Origin of the sequence: Methanobrevibacter sp., assembly GCF_017447225.1 — an archaeon.
Lineage (GTDB): Archaea > Methanobacteriota > Methanobacteria > Methanobacteriales > Methanobacteriaceae > Methanocatella.
The window spans coordinates 1-13,200 of sequence record NZ_JAFSNZ010000023.1; the positions used below are offsets into that span (position 1 = coordinate 1).

Sequence of the window (13,200 nt, forward strand, 5' to 3'; positions counted from 1 at the left end):
ATCTCTCATTAATATTGTTATTTTATAATTACTTATTTTTCTCGTTATTTAATTGATTTTAATATTGTTGAAACTTCGATTTTGCTTAAAAAAATGTTTGAGGAATATTCATAAAATTACAACATTTCTGTTGACAGTCCCATAAATTCACTTAAAGAAAAGATTATATATAAAAATGAATAGAAAATATTACTAATATATAATCGGAGGGTAAATATGAAATTTGATAATATAGTTATTTTAGCAGTTATTATTGTAATAATTATATTAACAATGGGTGCATTTGTTTACACAAGCAGTACTGATGTTACAACGAACAATATTACTGATGTAAATGACACCTCAGATGATAATGGTACAGATTTACTTTCAATATTAACTGGAGATTCAAATAGTACTAGTTCCAGTTCATCAAGTCAAAGTTCATCATCAAGTTCAAGTTCCTCTTCAAGTTCTAGTTCTTCTTCAAGTTCTAGAAGCTCTAGTGGAAGCTCATATAGTGGTGGAAGTTCCTCTAGCGGCGGAAGTTCTTCAGGTGGTGGAAGTTCTTCAAGCAGTTCTTCAACACCAAGTACTGACTTTGATATAGTTGATCCGGAATAGACAAATTAATTTTTAAATTGGTCGGGATTTTTGAATAATTCAAAGTCCTGAACATATTCTTTACCCGTAATCATTGCAATTTCTGCTTTTTGCAGTTCACTGCCCAAATATGCAGCATGCTCCATACGGGTAACCAATTCTTTTTTTATTATTTCTTCATAAATTTCTTTAGCTGTTTTTCCGACTATGACTAAATCAGCCTTATTTTTCTTAAAATGAGTTGCGATAATCCTGCTTTCACTGACAGTAGTTCCATAATCAACATTTATTCTGAAACTGCCCGCCCTATCACGTACAAATTTTAACGGTTTTGAAAGTTTTGCTTGTGGAATGCCATCAAGTTCATTTTCTATAATATCATTCCTTTTGTGCTTATCCTTGAATGCAACCATGTTAATTCCCAAATCCTTAGGAATTGATTTTCTGTGTTTTGCAAGAAACATCATCTTTGAAGCTGTTGAAAGTTCATAGACACTTCCTCTGGTTTTTCCACTTTCTTCAGGAGTAAATAATATGCTGACGCCAAGCTCCATACCAATTCCTGCAAGAAGCACATTGACACCTCCGGAATCTGCGTCCATTAATTCTGTTACATTTCCAACACCAAAAAACATCGGGGCCTTGTTTACCTGATGGAAATCTCTGCATGCTATGATTGACTCGACAATACTTGCGCTGTTAACAGGATCTAAAATCAAATCAGCAACATATTTTAATCCGTCAGTATCCTTAATCAACTGATGCATTGCCTCAACACGTTCTTCTGGAGTTTTAGGAGAGATTCCTTCACTGAAATTAGTCGGAAGCAATACTGCAGGAATTCCTTTCTCCTTTAACAACGGTGCGACTTTAGATTGGTTTCCTAAATCAAGGCTTAAGACAAAATCAATGCCATGTTCAGCGGCAACCTTAATTTCATTGGTGTTTAGTGTGTCAATACTTAATGGCCTGTCTCCGACAATTGGCCTTAATGTTTCAATTAATTCCGGAACCTTGTCTGAAAAATCCTCTCCGGCAGCCATACCTATATCAATCATATCCGCTCCACAATCAACAAAGTATTGACATTTATTGATTAGTGCCTCTTTTGATAAAAATGGTGCATTAGCTATTTCAGCTAAAACTCTCATAGGAAAGTCTTCACCAACAGGAAGGTTCCCAATTCTAATGTTATTCGGTTTTTGAAGAAGCCTTTCTATATTTTCCTCATCATTTTCAAAGTCTTCAATTATTTTGAAAGCCTCTTTTCTTTTCTCTTCCTCAATCAATTTATCTGCAGGCTTATCTTCAGATAGCTGAATATTTTCCAGAAGATTTAAAACCATTGCCAAATCAGCACCATCTGTAGAACCTTTAAATGTTGGAATTCCAAGCTCTTTTGTGATTTCTCTGGTGCCTTTTTTGATTAGGCCCGGAACTAAAATTAAATCAATATCATCCATCTGATCTGCAAAATAAGTTTTTACTTCATTAATAATCATTCTAGGAGTTAAAAATGCTGCAACTTGAGTATCAGCAATATGAACAATGACATCTTCTGCTGAATCTTCAACGACACTTTTAATTAACGGATAAGCCAAATCACCAGTGATAATTAAAACTTTCATAATAACTCCTCAAGGTTATATTATTAAAGTTATATTATATTAAATCTTTGAAAAACAAAATATACTTTAAACATTATAAATAATCTAAAATCTTTTTAAAATTCCTTTATTTGATTAAAAAATAAATATTGAATAATTAACATTTAATAAAAGCACATTTAATAAAAATTTAAACAAAAATATTGTAAAATTAAATTATAACATAAGATTTATATATTTTGTAATTTATAATGATTATACATGATAAATATATGGAGGAAAAATTAATGATTGAAATTCGTTTTCATGGAAGAGGCGGACAAGGTGCTGTAACTGCTGCTGAAATTCTTGCAAAAGCAGCATTTAAAGACGGTAATTATTCCCAAGCTTTTCCATTCTTTGGAGTTGAACGTAGAGGAGCTCCAGTTATGGCTTTCACAAGAATTGATGATAAGCCAATTGATTTAAGATATCAAGTATATAATCCGGACTATGTTTTAGTTTTAGATGACGGATTATTGAATGTAGTAGATGTATTTTCAGGAATTAAAGACAATACTGAAGTTACCATTAACACCGAAAGTTTTGAGGGTAGCGGTGAACATGAAGTCTACAGTATTGATGCAACTGGAATTGCATTAGACATGTTAGGACGTAACATCGTAAATACTATTATTTTAGGATATTTTGCTAAAAAAACTCAAGCTGTAACTATTGATTCACTTCTTGAAGTGATTAGAGAAACATTCCCTGGCAAAGTTGGAGAGCTAAACGTAGAAGCTACTAAAAAAGCTTATGATATGGGATGAGAGTGATTATATGGTAAGTATAGGATGTGTAATTAAAACCCCAGGCAATAGTAGAAATAACAAAACTGGAAGCTGGAGAACATTTAAACCAATTTTAGATAAAGAAAAATGTATTGATTGTGATAATTGTATTCTCTTTTGTCCAGATGCTAGTGTAAACAAACAACATGATATCGATTACGATTACTGTAAAGGATGTGGAATTTGTGCCAACGAATGTCCTTCCGACGCAATCGAAATGGTAAAAGAATAAAGAGAGTGATTAAATGGTAAAAGAAGTAATGACCTCAAATAAAGCAGTTGCAGAAGCTGTTAGATTAGCAAAACCACAAGTTATTCCTGTTTATCCGATTACCCCGCAAACCACAATTTCAGAATACTTAGCACAATATGTTGCTGATGAAAAAATTGATGCTAAATATGTTAAAGTAGAATCTGAACACAGTGCAATAAGTGCTGCTGTTGGAGCAAGTGGTGCTGGAGTAAGAGTATTTACAGCAACATCTTCACAAGGATTAATGTTAATGCACGAAATTCTATATGCTGCAGCAGGTATGAGAACTCCATTCGTATTGGCTGATGCAAACAGAGCAATTTCTGCACCATTAAATATTTGGAACGATCAACAAGACTCAATTGCACAAAGAGATGCAGGATGGTTGCAAATTTATGTTGAAAATGCTCAAGAAGCATTAGATACAACTTTAATGGCTTACAAAGTATCAGAAAATCCTGATGTTTTACTTCCATCAATGGTATGTTTAGATGGATTTATTTTAACTCACACTGTCGAACCAGTTGAAATTCCAGATCAAGAAAGTGTAGATAAGTTCTTACCTCCATATGTGCCAGAACATGCATACCTTGATCCTAAAGAACCAATGTCCATAGGTAACTTTGCTGATCCAGATTATTATACTGAAGCAAGATATGCAATGGAAGTTGCAATGACTAAATCAATGGAAGTTATCGAAAAAACCTGCGAAGAATTCGCAGAAATCTTTGGAAGAAAATATGGTCTTGTTGAACCGTACAAAACAGAAGATGCTGAAATAATTTTCGTTGCAATGGGATCACTTTGCAGTACTATCAGAGTAATTGTAGACCAATTAAGAGAAAAAGGAGAAAAAGTTGGTTTACTTAAAATCAGAGCTTACAGACCATTCCCAGTTGAAGCAATTAAAGATGCGGTTAAAAACTGTGATAAAATAGCTGTAATTGATAAAAACTTCTCATTCGGAATCGGCGGAGCGCTCTATGCAGATATGAAAGTTAAAATCGATAAAGAGATTTACGGATTTATTGCAGGTTTAGGTGGAAGAGACATCACACCAGAATCCATAATCGAAGCATATGAAAAAACAAAAGTGCCAGAAAAAGATGTCACATGGATAGGACTTAAGGAGGAATAGATATGGTAGATATACCTGATAAAGATTTATTAGCACCAGGACACAGAGGCTGTGCTGGTTGTGGAGCATCAATTGGTGTAAAATTAGCTCTTAATGCTTTAGGCGAAAACACTGTAGCTATTTCTGCTACAGGTTGTCTTGAAGTAATGACTACCCCATATCCGGAAACTTCATGGGAAATTCCATTTATTCATGTAGCATTCGAAAACTCCGGTGCTGTAGCATCTGGTGTTGAAGCTGCATTAAGAATACAAGGAAAAGATGATGTTAATGTAGTTGCTTTCGGTGGTGACGGAGGAACTGTAGATATTGGTTTACAATCCCTTTCAGGAGCTATGGAAAGAGGACACAACATGACATACATCTGTTACGATAATGAAGCATATATGAATACAGGTATTCAAAGAAGTGGAGCAACTCCATTCGGTGCAACAACCACAACTTCACCTAAAGGTGTTGCAAGCTTCGGAGAAGACAAACCTAAAAAAGATATGCCTATGATTATGGCAGCGCACGGAATTCCATATGTGGCTACCGCATCAATCGCATATCCTGAAGATTATGTCAACAAAGTTAAAAAAGCAGCCGCTACAAAAGGCCCAGCTTACATACACTTACAACAACCATGTACAACAGGTTGGGGATATGACCCTTCCAGAACAATTGAAATGGGTAGATTAGCTGTAGAAACTGGATCTTGGATATTATATGAAATTGAAAATGGTGAATTCAATATTACTTTTACACCTGAAGAAAGAAAACCTGTAAAAGAATATTTATCACAACAAAAAAGATTCAGACACTTGGATGACGAAAAAGTCGAATTAATACAAAAATACGTCGATGCTCATTGTGATGAACTAGGATTATAGGAGGCAAACTATGGAAAAAATTTCCGTAAACAGCAATATGTGTGATGGCTGTCTCAACTGTGAAAATATGTGCGCATCCATTCATGCATCATCTAGAATAAAAATCATAGAACATGATTCCTCCTATTATGGTATTGTATGTCAGCACTGTGAAAGTGCGCCATGTATCAAAATCTGTCCGACTGATGCAATAAGCGACGAAAAAGTCGACACTGAAAAATGTATCGGTTGCGGATTATGTGTAATGGTTTGTCCGTTTGGTGCAATGACCTACACTGCAAGCATTGCTGAAAAATGTGACCTTTGTTCTGATAGGGAGGAAGGTCCTGCATGTATTAAAGCATGTACCAAAAGAGCTATTAGTGTTGTTGATCCGGCTAAAGTTAAAGCTAAAAATCAAGAAAAATATATCGCCAAACTTGCAGGATTGTATGAACCTGACAGTAAAAAAGGTGGAATTGTTCATGTAATTACAAGTCAGGCAAGAGCAAGACTTGTTTTAAATGAATAGGAAAATTCTATGAATTGTTTAAATTGTACAACTTGTGAAAGTGACTGTCAACTTAAAGAAGTTGACACACCTTCCTTATTTTGTATGAACTGCCAACCATCAGAAGCACCATGTTTAAAGAAATGCTCGAATAATGCCATTGAAGTATTGGGCGGAGCTATTACCATCAATGAGCAAAAATGCGATAAATGCAAACAATGTGAAGACGTTTGCCCGATTGGAGCTATCCACATCAACTAATTTTTTAACAATATTTATAATCCCTTAAAACAAAAAATAATATTGATTGAATTTTACAGGGTTGTTATTTTGATTACTAAAGAGGTTATTAGGGATAAAGTTTATGAACTGTACAAACAGGCAGTTATCGTTCTTGGTGATGATGTAAAAAAATCACTTGAAGATGCTCTTAAAGTTGAAGAACATGACTTGGCTAGGTTAAATATTGAAGCTATTTTGAAAAATATTGAACTTGCAGAAGAAAAAGGTATTCCGATGTGCCAAGATACAGGTCTGCCAGTTGTTTTTGTGAAACTTGGTAATGTTGAAGTGGAAAATCTTCGCGAAGGAATCGAAGAAGGTATCAGAAAAGCAACTAGCGATGTCCCAATCAGACCAAATATCGTCGATCCTTTAACTCGTGAAAATACAAACATCAATGTGGGAGACTATATACCTCCAATTGATATTGAACTGATAGATGAAGATTACCTTGAAATAACAATATTACCAAAAGGATTCGGCTCAGAAAATAATAATGCATTGAAAATGGCATTGCCTGCTGAAGGAATTGATGGAATCAAAGAATTTGTTGTGGAATCCGTTTTAAAAGCAAAAGGAAAACCATGTCCTCCAACAGTCGTTGGTGTTGGTATTGGAGGAACTTCTGATTTATGTTTGAAATTAGGTAAAAAGGCACTGCTTGGAAAAGTAGGTGAAAGAAATCCAGATCCTGAAATAGCCAAATTAGAAGAAGAAATTTTAGCTGAAATCAATGCATCAGGAATTGGACCAATGGGTCTTGGCGGAAAAACAACCACATTGGATGTAAAAATATTGAAAGCACATACCCATACAGCAGGTTTGCCTATTGGAGTCTGTATCCAGTGCTGGGCAGACAGACATGCAACCGGAAGAATATATGATGAATAGTGGCTTTATCAAGGAATACTGATGATTTTTGGACTTTCATATATTGCTGTAATATTTTTGATAATGCTTTTTGTTCCAAACATCATTTGGACAAAAAACAAACCCCAAAATTATGAAAAATATGCTGAAAATGAAAATAGAATATAATCCATCATAGAAAAAATCGGCCAAATCCTGGTTGTTTGTACATCACTGTTTTTTACTGATGAAAACACCAGAATAACATTATGGATAATTCTAGCATTCCTTTTTATGGCATTATATGAAATCTACTGGATAAGGTATTTTAAAAGCAAAAAGACATGTATTCCAATTTTTTAGGAATTCCCGTAGCTGGAGCAACACTGCCTGTTCTGGGATTTCTATTTTTAGGAATACATGGGAAAAATATCTTTTTAGTAATATCCTCATTAATATTAGCTATTGGACATATTGGAATACACTTATCCTATCAAAATAATTTGAATTAACCGAATCTCCCCGCAATATAATTTTCAGTCTTTTCACATTTAGGATTTGAAAAGATATCTTCAGTTCTTCCGTTTTCAACTAACACACCATCCAAAAAAAATGAAGTGTAATCAGAAATTCTGCGAGCTTGCTGCATATTATGAGTTACCAAAACAATCGTATACTCATCTTTCAACTCATTAATCAGCTCTTCAACTTTTAAAGTAGATAATGGGTCAAGTGCTGAGCACGGCTCGTCCATCAAAATGACTTCAGGACTGATTGCGATAGTTCTTGCAATGCATAATCTTTGCTGCTGGCCTCCGGATAACTTGAAAGCGGATTCATATAACTTGTCTTTAACCTCATCCAACAGACCAACAGAGTCCAAACTGTCCAGAACAGTATTTTTGATATATCCTGAATCTTCACATCCAGCAATCCTTAATCCATATGCCACATTATCGAAAATGGATTTTGCAAAAGGATTTGCTTTTTGAAAAACCATCCCAACTCTTTTTCTCAGGTTAACGACATCAATATCATCATCATAAATATTTTTACCGTCGAGCAGAATCTTTCCACTAGATTTAAAATTTTTTACCAAGTCATTCATGCGATTAATTGATTTAATGAATGTTGACTTTCCACATCCGGACGAGCCGATAATTGCATGAATGGAATTTCTTTTAATATTTAAGTTAATGTTATTCAGAATATGCTTATCGTCAAGATTCACATTAAAATCCTTTACAGTAATTTTCATTATAATCCCTCCATTTTATTTTGGTATCTGTTTAAACAATAATTGCTGAAAACTGTAATCACCAATACGATTATTATCAAAACTGAAGCTGTAGCATATGCATTATCAGCAGAAACTCCTTCACTAGCCAATATATACAAATGAAGAGGTAATGGTCTACCCGCATCAAAAATTGATAATGGAACCGTGAATGTGGAACCTACAACATACATAACCGCTGCTGCTTCTGAAATTGCCCTTGTCAATGCCAGAATTATTCCTGTAAAAATACCTGAAATTGCTGAAGGCAAAATTACTGAAGTTATTGCCTGTGACTTACATGCCCCCAATCCAAAGCTTGCTTCAATTAGTTCTTTTGGAACAGAATCGATGCTGATTTCCGATACCTGAAATATAGTTGGAACAGACATTATGGCCAGAACTACTGAAGCAGTAAACAATGACCAATCCAGCTTTAAAAACATTATTAAAAAGGCAAAACCGAACAGACCATAAATAATTGAAGGTATTGCAGACAATGTTTGGGAACAGAACCTCACAACCTTAACAAAAGTATTGCTTTTACAGTACTGTGTCATGTAGATTGCAGATCCGACTCCAACAGGAACGGCAATTAAAGCCGTCAAAACAAGCAAATACAAACTGGAGATTATCATTGGAAATATTCCGCCGGATTTTCCTGAATCAATTGGATTGGAAAATATGAACTCAAAGTCTATGAATGGAAGACCCTTAATTAGGATATATGAAACTATAACTAGAAGAATAGCCACTGTAATCATTCCAGATGATGTAAAAAATATTTTTTTCACTAAATCCATATTAACAACCCCATTTATGTTGAATACACATTGTTAAAGCCATCAGAACTACAATAATAACAAATAATATAACCCCGTTGACAAAGAGCATATTATAATGAATATCCATTGCATAACCCATTTCCAGAGCAATATTCGAGGTTAATGTCCTTGCAGAATCCAAAATGGAAGATGGTATCTGATTTACATTTCCGATAACCATCAAAACTGCCAATGTCTCACCGACTGCACGACCTAAACCCAAAATTATTCCGGTTAAAATTCCAGGCAATGCCGTAGGCAATATAATTTTAGAAATCGTCTGGAAATGAGTGGAACCCAAAGCAAATGATGCTTGCTTGTATTCAAAAGGAACATTTCTAATTGCATCTTGAGATAATGTAATTATCGTCGGCAAAATCATTATTGCTAGCACAATTGAAGCTGCCAAAACACTGAATCCGTCACCTCCAACAAAATCTCTTATTAATGGTATCAGAACAGTTAATCCAAAAAATCCATAAACTACGGAAGGAATTCCTGCCAGTGTTTGAATTATTGGTTTAAATAGATTTTTTATACTGATTGAAGATAACTCTTCAATATAAATGGCTGTGGTTAACGATAATGGTACAGCAAATACCAACGCCAGAAAACTCACTAATAATGAAGATACAATCATTGGAAGCATTCCGAATAAATTCAAATCAGGAATCCAACGCATATCCGTGAATATTCTTATTAATCCGAAATGAGTGAATGCCGGAATGGATTCATGCACTAGAAAAATTATTATTAATGAAATTATTACAAACAAGCATAATGTTATTGATAACAATCCTTTTTCGATGATTTTTTCATTCACTTTAAACACCTCTGATTATTTTATTCTCATCCAAAATATCCTCAGCATCACTGCTGTTAATCCAATTTATGAAATCCAAAGTTTCATTGCTGGGATCATCTTTTATAAGAAGCAAAAATGGTCTTTGAAGCAAGTATGATCCATTTGCAATTGATTCTTCTGTCGGATAAATTCCATCAATACCCAATGCTTTAATATCATCATCCAAATATGACAATGAAACTATCCCTATGGATGAAGTGTCCTGTTCAATAGCTTGTTTGATGGAACCCTGAGAATTAAAAACAATTGCATCGTTTAAAATTGGCGTTTGATTCATGACTATTGTTTTAAATGCATCCAAAGTACCGGAACCTTCTTCTCGAACAAAAACATTTATAGATTTATTTTCACCCCCCACCTGATTCCAATTAGTTATATTGCCGTTGAAAATACATTTAAGTTCCTCAGCAGACAAATCGCTAATATTATTTGAAGGATTAACGGCAACAACAATTCCCTCACGACCCAGTTCATATTCTGTAAAGCCATACTCATTATCCAACTCTTTTGAGCACATGCCAATATCTGCAATATCAGCATCGACACACTTGATAGCCATATTTGATCCACCACCTTGAACAGTTATATCTGTTTCAGAGCGATTTTTCTTATATTCCTCAACCAAATCTTCACAAACCGGCTGAATTGAAGAAGAACCTATAATATTAATCTCTTCAGAATTTGCATTGCCCTGAATTAACACCATAAGTCCTAAAGCTAAAATTAATGAGAATATAATATACTTCTTTTTCATTGCTCTCACCGTGTAATAGACTTATCATGATGAAGTATATAAACTTTACTTTTTGTGAAAGAAAGTTCTCAAAATAGGAACAATGAAATTTAAAAAAATAAAAGGGATTATTCCCTGAAAGTACGTGGAGTAGTTGGTCTAGGAATATTATCATGAAATTCAATAGCCACATCCCTAATCTCTACAGAAATATCACCAATACGTTCAAAAGCCTTAATTACTCTAAATAGATAAATGAAGTAATTTGAACGTTCTTTTTCATCAAAAGAATTTTCAGCCATTTGGGTTGCAATAAGATTAATAGCTTTAGACTGCAGAATGTGAATTGACTCTTCCAATTCCATAATATCCTCTTTTAGTTCTGTACGACCTTCTAAAAAAGCAAGCATGGATAAACGAAGCATTTTTTGAGCAGTTTTATACATTTTCTTTAGTTTTTTAAGAATTGACTCGTTTACTTCATAAATGTCATTAATGACAAACTTTGCAATATGGCCACAATAATCACCTATACGCTCCAAATCATATGCAACCTCATTATATAAAACAGATTTGGAGAATTCTGAATGCTGATTAATGCTGACAATAGTCTCGACAGATGTTCTGATCTTTTCCACCATGTTATTTGTAGCATAATCCATTTCCAAAGCCCTTTTAGCCTTTTCTTCATCATATTCCAAAATCGCATCAAATGAAGTTTCAAGTTGGGAATGGACATGTTTCTCCATATTGGCCAGCATATCATTGATTAAAACATTGCCCGCAACATCCCGAGGCATTGTGTATTCACCTAATGATTCAGCAACTGCTTCATAACTTTTTAAATCAATCATATATGCTCTTTTTATAGTCCCGTCCTTGATTAATGGTTGCATTAATTGAGTCACATACCTGCGGGAAATTCCAAAACGTTCTGCAATCTCATCCTGAGTTGAAGGATTTTCATATAGAATAAAATCCAAAATATCTTTTAAAGTTTTGTTTTTCTTTGCCATAGCAATCATTTTTTATAATCATCAAGTAAATCATTGGATTCAAATTGAAATCCGTCTATTGATTCATTTATTTTTCTTTTTGAACGATTAGTATTATTTCTATTATGTGAATAATTATTCCTAGGATGTTGTCTAGGAGGAGTTCTGCGGGATTTTCTGCGATTAACCTGTTTTAATTCCAAGTCATCTAAATTTCTGCTATTTTTTTTGCGATGAATATTTTTTAATTGCAAATCATCATAATCATTTTCATTGAAGTTTCTTCTTAAATTATTGAATTCCTTTTCAGATGCTCTTGCGGAAGATAAAATGTTATTAATAACATAAATCAGCAATAAAAATGCAATTAATGCCATTGGGAAATCCACATAATCAAAGATTACACTGAAAGTATGTGAAACAGTACTTCCACCATCTGAAAATCCTCTAGCTAAGAATATAAGTCCAATCAATAGAATTATAATACCGTCAGATTTTTTAACAAGGTCTCTTTTTAGTATAAATGGATAAACACTCATTACAATTAAGGAGAAACCTAAAACCCTATATAGATTATTTGAAGCTACTCCTTGAATTGATAAATAAATATTCAGGAATGCACTTGGTAAGAAACCCCATTCAGACAAGAATGCCAGTATCAATAAAAGCTGAATGATTAAAACAACAACTAAAGGAAATACATATGCTATATCCCATTCAAAATTTGTAGAAAATTTTGCATTAGTAACTGGTTTTTCTAAGGCTTCAGACAGTACATTATAAAGAACAGATGATAATACTGATCCAATAATAGTACCTGCAACACCTAAAACCGCAGTTGTCATAGCGACAAATGCTGAAATACATGCCACTAAAATAATTTTTGAATGATTCAAAATTATCACCTAAAAAAATTAATTGAATTAAATTGTAATAATACTATTTATTTTTTATATTTAAATATTTAATTATTAAGTTAATATTAGAATCAACAAATATTCCTTTAAAATACCAGAATAACTAAAATAAACGATAAAATTACAAAAATAGTTTTTAAAAGCCTTAGGGGGGATTCGAACCCCCGACTTCCACCTTACCAAGGTGGCGCTCTACCGGCTGAGCCACTAAGGCATAATCGAGAATACATAATAAAAAACATGAAAAAATACAGTGCAGGGGAAGGGATTCGAACCCTCGAAGGCCTATGCCAGAGGATCTTAAGTCCTCCCCCTTTGGCCGCTCGGGCACCCCTGCATACAGTATAAATGTTTGTTTTTATAATATATAAATGTTTGCACCAAATATGAATATAGATTAAAAAGGCAGCAAATAAGAATATTTAAAAAAACTATTTAAATATTAAGAAAGAAAATATTAAAATAAGTTATATGGAAAATTATTTTATAAAATAATTGAATCGTGGTGTATCACATTGATGATAATAGATATGGAAGAATGTGGAATATGCGAAGATTGCATTGACGTGTGCATGGAAGAAGCAATAACAAAAAAAGCATATAAAGTAATTATTGACCCTGACAAATGCGATTCATGTGGTGAATGTGTTGACGTTTGTCCTGTGGGTGCGATTTATGAAGAATGAT

Annotated in this window: 16 protein-coding genes and 2 tRNA genes; 9 read left to right on the forward strand and 9 right to left on the reverse strand. The window is 33.7% G+C overall.

What is annotated here, in order from left to right; translation table 11 throughout:
• The first annotated feature begins 216 nt into the window (after nt 1-216).
• Nucleotides 217-603 (forward strand): hypothetical protein, encoded by a 387-nt coding sequence (locus tag IJQ68_RS01980; RefSeq protein ID WP_292796282.1) that lies wholly within the window; start codon nt 217-219, stop codon nt 601-603.
• Between the two features lie 5 nt (nt 604-608).
• Here the strand turns inward: IJQ68_RS01980 and IJQ68_RS01985 are convergent, their stop codons facing one another.
• Nucleotides 609-2,210, reverse strand: coding sequence for a dihydropteroate synthase-like protein (locus IJQ68_RS01985; RefSeq protein ID WP_292796284.1), 1,602 nt, complete (start codon nt 2,208-2,210; stop codon nt 609-611).
• Nucleotides 2,211-2,476: 266 nt separating this feature from the next.
• Between IJQ68_RS01985 and IJQ68_RS01990 the strand changes: the two genes are divergently transcribed.
• The 7 genes from IJQ68_RS01990 to IJQ68_RS02020 all read left to right on the forward strand — a co-directional run bounded on the left by IJQ68_RS01990 (nt 2,477) and on the right by IJQ68_RS02020 (nt 6,945).
• Complete coding sequence (locus IJQ68_RS01990) at nt 2,477-2,998, forward strand: pyruvate ferredoxin oxidoreductase subunit gamma (protein ID WP_292796286.1); 522 nt, start codon at nt 2,477-2,479, stop codon at nt 2,996-2,998.
• Between the two features lie 10 nt (nt 2,999-3,008).
• On the forward strand, nt 3,009-3,251 hold the full coding sequence (gene porD / locus IJQ68_RS01995) for a pyruvate synthase subunit PorD (protein WP_292796290.1): 243 nt from the start codon (nt 3,009-3,011) through the stop codon (nt 3,249-3,251).
• Between the two features lie 13 nt (nt 3,252-3,264).
• Nucleotides 3,265-4,410, forward strand: a complete 1,146-nt coding sequence (porA, locus tag IJQ68_RS02000) for a pyruvate synthase subunit PorA (protein ID WP_292796293.1) — start codon at nt 3,265-3,267, stop codon at nt 4,408-4,410.
• Nucleotides 4,411-4,412: 2 nt separating this feature from the next.
• Complete coding sequence (gene porB, locus IJQ68_RS02005; RefSeq protein WP_292796295.1) at nt 4,413-5,282, forward strand: pyruvate synthase subunit PorB; 870 nt, start codon at nt 4,413-4,415, stop codon at nt 5,280-5,282.
• A 10-nt stretch (nt 5,283-5,292) separates the two neighbouring features.
• Nucleotides 5,293-5,793 (forward strand): 4Fe-4S dicluster domain-containing protein, encoded by a 501-nt coding sequence (locus tag IJQ68_RS02010; protein WP_292796299.1) that lies wholly within the window; start codon nt 5,293-5,295, stop codon nt 5,791-5,793.
• Between the two features lie 9 nt (nt 5,794-5,802).
• On the forward strand, nt 5,803-6,033 hold the full coding sequence (locus IJQ68_RS02015) for a 4Fe-4S binding protein (RefSeq protein WP_292796302.1): 231 nt from the start codon (nt 5,803-5,805) through the stop codon (nt 6,031-6,033).
• Between the two features lie 69 nt (nt 6,034-6,102).
• Entirely contained in the window at nt 6,103-6,945 is an 843-nt protein-coding gene (locus tag IJQ68_RS02020) for a fumarate hydratase (RefSeq protein WP_292796306.1), read from the forward strand.
• A gap of 466 nt (nt 6,946-7,411) precedes the next feature.
• Here IJQ68_RS02020 and pstB read toward each other — a convergent pair whose 3' ends face one another.
• The 8 genes from pstB to IJQ68_RS02060 all read right to left on the reverse strand — a co-directional run bounded on the left by pstB (nt 7,412) and on the right by IJQ68_RS02060 (nt 12,850).
• A complete protein-coding gene (gene pstB, locus IJQ68_RS02025) occupies nt 7,412-8,161 on the reverse strand; it encodes a phosphate ABC transporter ATP-binding protein PstB (protein WP_292796308.1) in 750 nt (249 codons plus the stop codon).
• A complete protein-coding gene (pstA, locus tag IJQ68_RS02030; RefSeq protein ID WP_292796310.1) occupies nt 8,161-8,982 on the reverse strand; it encodes a phosphate ABC transporter permease PstA in 822 nt (273 codons plus the stop codon). Before pstA ends, pstB begins: the two co-directional genes overlap by 1 nt.
• Before the next feature lies 1 nt (nt 8,983).
• Nucleotides 8,984-9,835, reverse strand: coding sequence for a phosphate ABC transporter permease subunit PstC (pstC, locus tag IJQ68_RS02035; protein WP_394355662.1), 852 nt, complete (start codon nt 9,833-9,835; stop codon nt 8,984-8,986).
• Nucleotides 9,828-10,622 (reverse strand): phosphate ABC transporter substrate-binding protein, encoded by a 795-nt coding sequence (locus IJQ68_RS02040; RefSeq protein ID WP_292796315.1) that lies wholly within the window; start codon nt 10,620-10,622, stop codon nt 9,828-9,830. The genes pstC and IJQ68_RS02040 overlap by 8 nt, the downstream gene beginning before the upstream one ends.
• A 107-nt stretch (nt 10,623-10,729) precedes the next feature.
• The gene (locus IJQ68_RS02045; RefSeq protein WP_292796422.1) at nt 10,730-11,617 is read right to left on the reverse strand and encodes a PhoU domain-containing protein; all 888 of its coding nucleotides are present in this window, start codon (nt 11,615-11,617) and stop codon (nt 10,730-10,732) included.
• Between the two features lie 5 nt (nt 11,618-11,622).
• On the reverse strand, nt 11,623-12,492 hold the full coding sequence (locus IJQ68_RS02050; RefSeq protein WP_292796318.1) for a hypothetical protein: 870 nt from the start codon (nt 12,490-12,492) through the stop codon (nt 11,623-11,625).
• A 162-nt stretch (nt 12,493-12,654) separates the two neighbouring features.
• Nucleotides 12,655-12,727: transfer RNA gene (locus IJQ68_RS02055), tRNA-Thr, on the reverse strand.
• Between the two features lie 40 nt (nt 12,728-12,767).
• Nucleotides 12,768-12,850, reverse strand: a tRNA-Leu gene (locus IJQ68_RS02060).
• A 181-nt stretch (nt 12,851-13,031) separates the two neighbouring features.
• Here IJQ68_RS02060 and IJQ68_RS02065 point away from each other — a divergent pair.
• Nucleotides 13,032-13,199, forward strand: coding sequence for a 4Fe-4S dicluster domain-containing protein (locus IJQ68_RS02065; protein WP_058738535.1), 168 nt, complete (start codon nt 13,032-13,034; stop codon nt 13,197-13,199).
• The last annotated feature ends 1 nt before the right edge of the window (nt 13,200 follow it).

Bases quoted from the DNA above. Each gene is read 5' to 3' on its own strand.
- IJQ68_RS02015 (WP_292796302.1), top strand. From the start codon at position 5,803: ATGAATTGTTTAAATTGTACAACTTGTGAAAGTGACTGTCAACTTAAA.
- porA (WP_292796293.1), top strand. From the start codon at position 3,265: ATGGTAAAAGAAGTAATGACCTCAAATAAAGCAGTTGCAGAAGCTGTT.
- IJQ68_RS01990 (WP_292796286.1), top strand. From the start codon at position 2,477: ATGATTGAAATTCGTTTTCATGGAAGAGGCGGACAAGGTGCTGTAACT.
- IJQ68_RS02040 (WP_292796315.1), bottom strand. From the start codon at position 10,622: ATGAAAAAGAAGTATATTATATTCTCATTAATTTTAGCTTTAGGACTT.
- IJQ68_RS02065 (WP_058738535.1), top strand. From the start codon at position 13,032: ATGATAATAGATATGGAAGAATGTGGAATATGCGAAGATTGCATTGAC.
- IJQ68_RS01980 (WP_292796282.1), top strand. From the start codon at position 217: ATGAAATTTGATAATATAGTTATTTTAGCAGTTATTATTGTAATAATT.
- porD (WP_292796290.1), top strand. From the start codon at position 3,009: ATGGTAAGTATAGGATGTGTAATTAAAACCCCAGGCAATAGTAGAAAT.
- IJQ68_RS02045 (WP_292796422.1), bottom strand. From the start codon at position 11,617: ATGGCAAAGAAAAACAAAACTTTAAAAGATATTTTGGATTTTATTCTA.
- IJQ68_RS02010 (WP_292796299.1), top strand. From the start codon at position 5,293: ATGGAAAAAATTTCCGTAAACAGCAATATGTGTGATGGCTGTCTCAAC.
- IJQ68_RS01985 (WP_292796284.1), bottom strand. From the start codon at position 2,210: ATGAAAGTTTTAATTATCACTGGTGATTTGGCTTATCCGTTAATTAAA.
- pstB (WP_292796308.1), bottom strand. From the start codon at position 8,161: ATGAAAATTACTGTAAAGGATTTTAATGTGAATCTTGACGATAAGCAT.
- porB (WP_292796295.1), top strand. From the start codon at position 4,413: ATGGTAGATATACCTGATAAAGATTTATTAGCACCAGGACACAGAGGC.
- pstA (WP_292796310.1), bottom strand. From the start codon at position 8,982: ATGGATTTAGTGAAAAAAATATTTTTTACATCATCTGGAATGATTACA.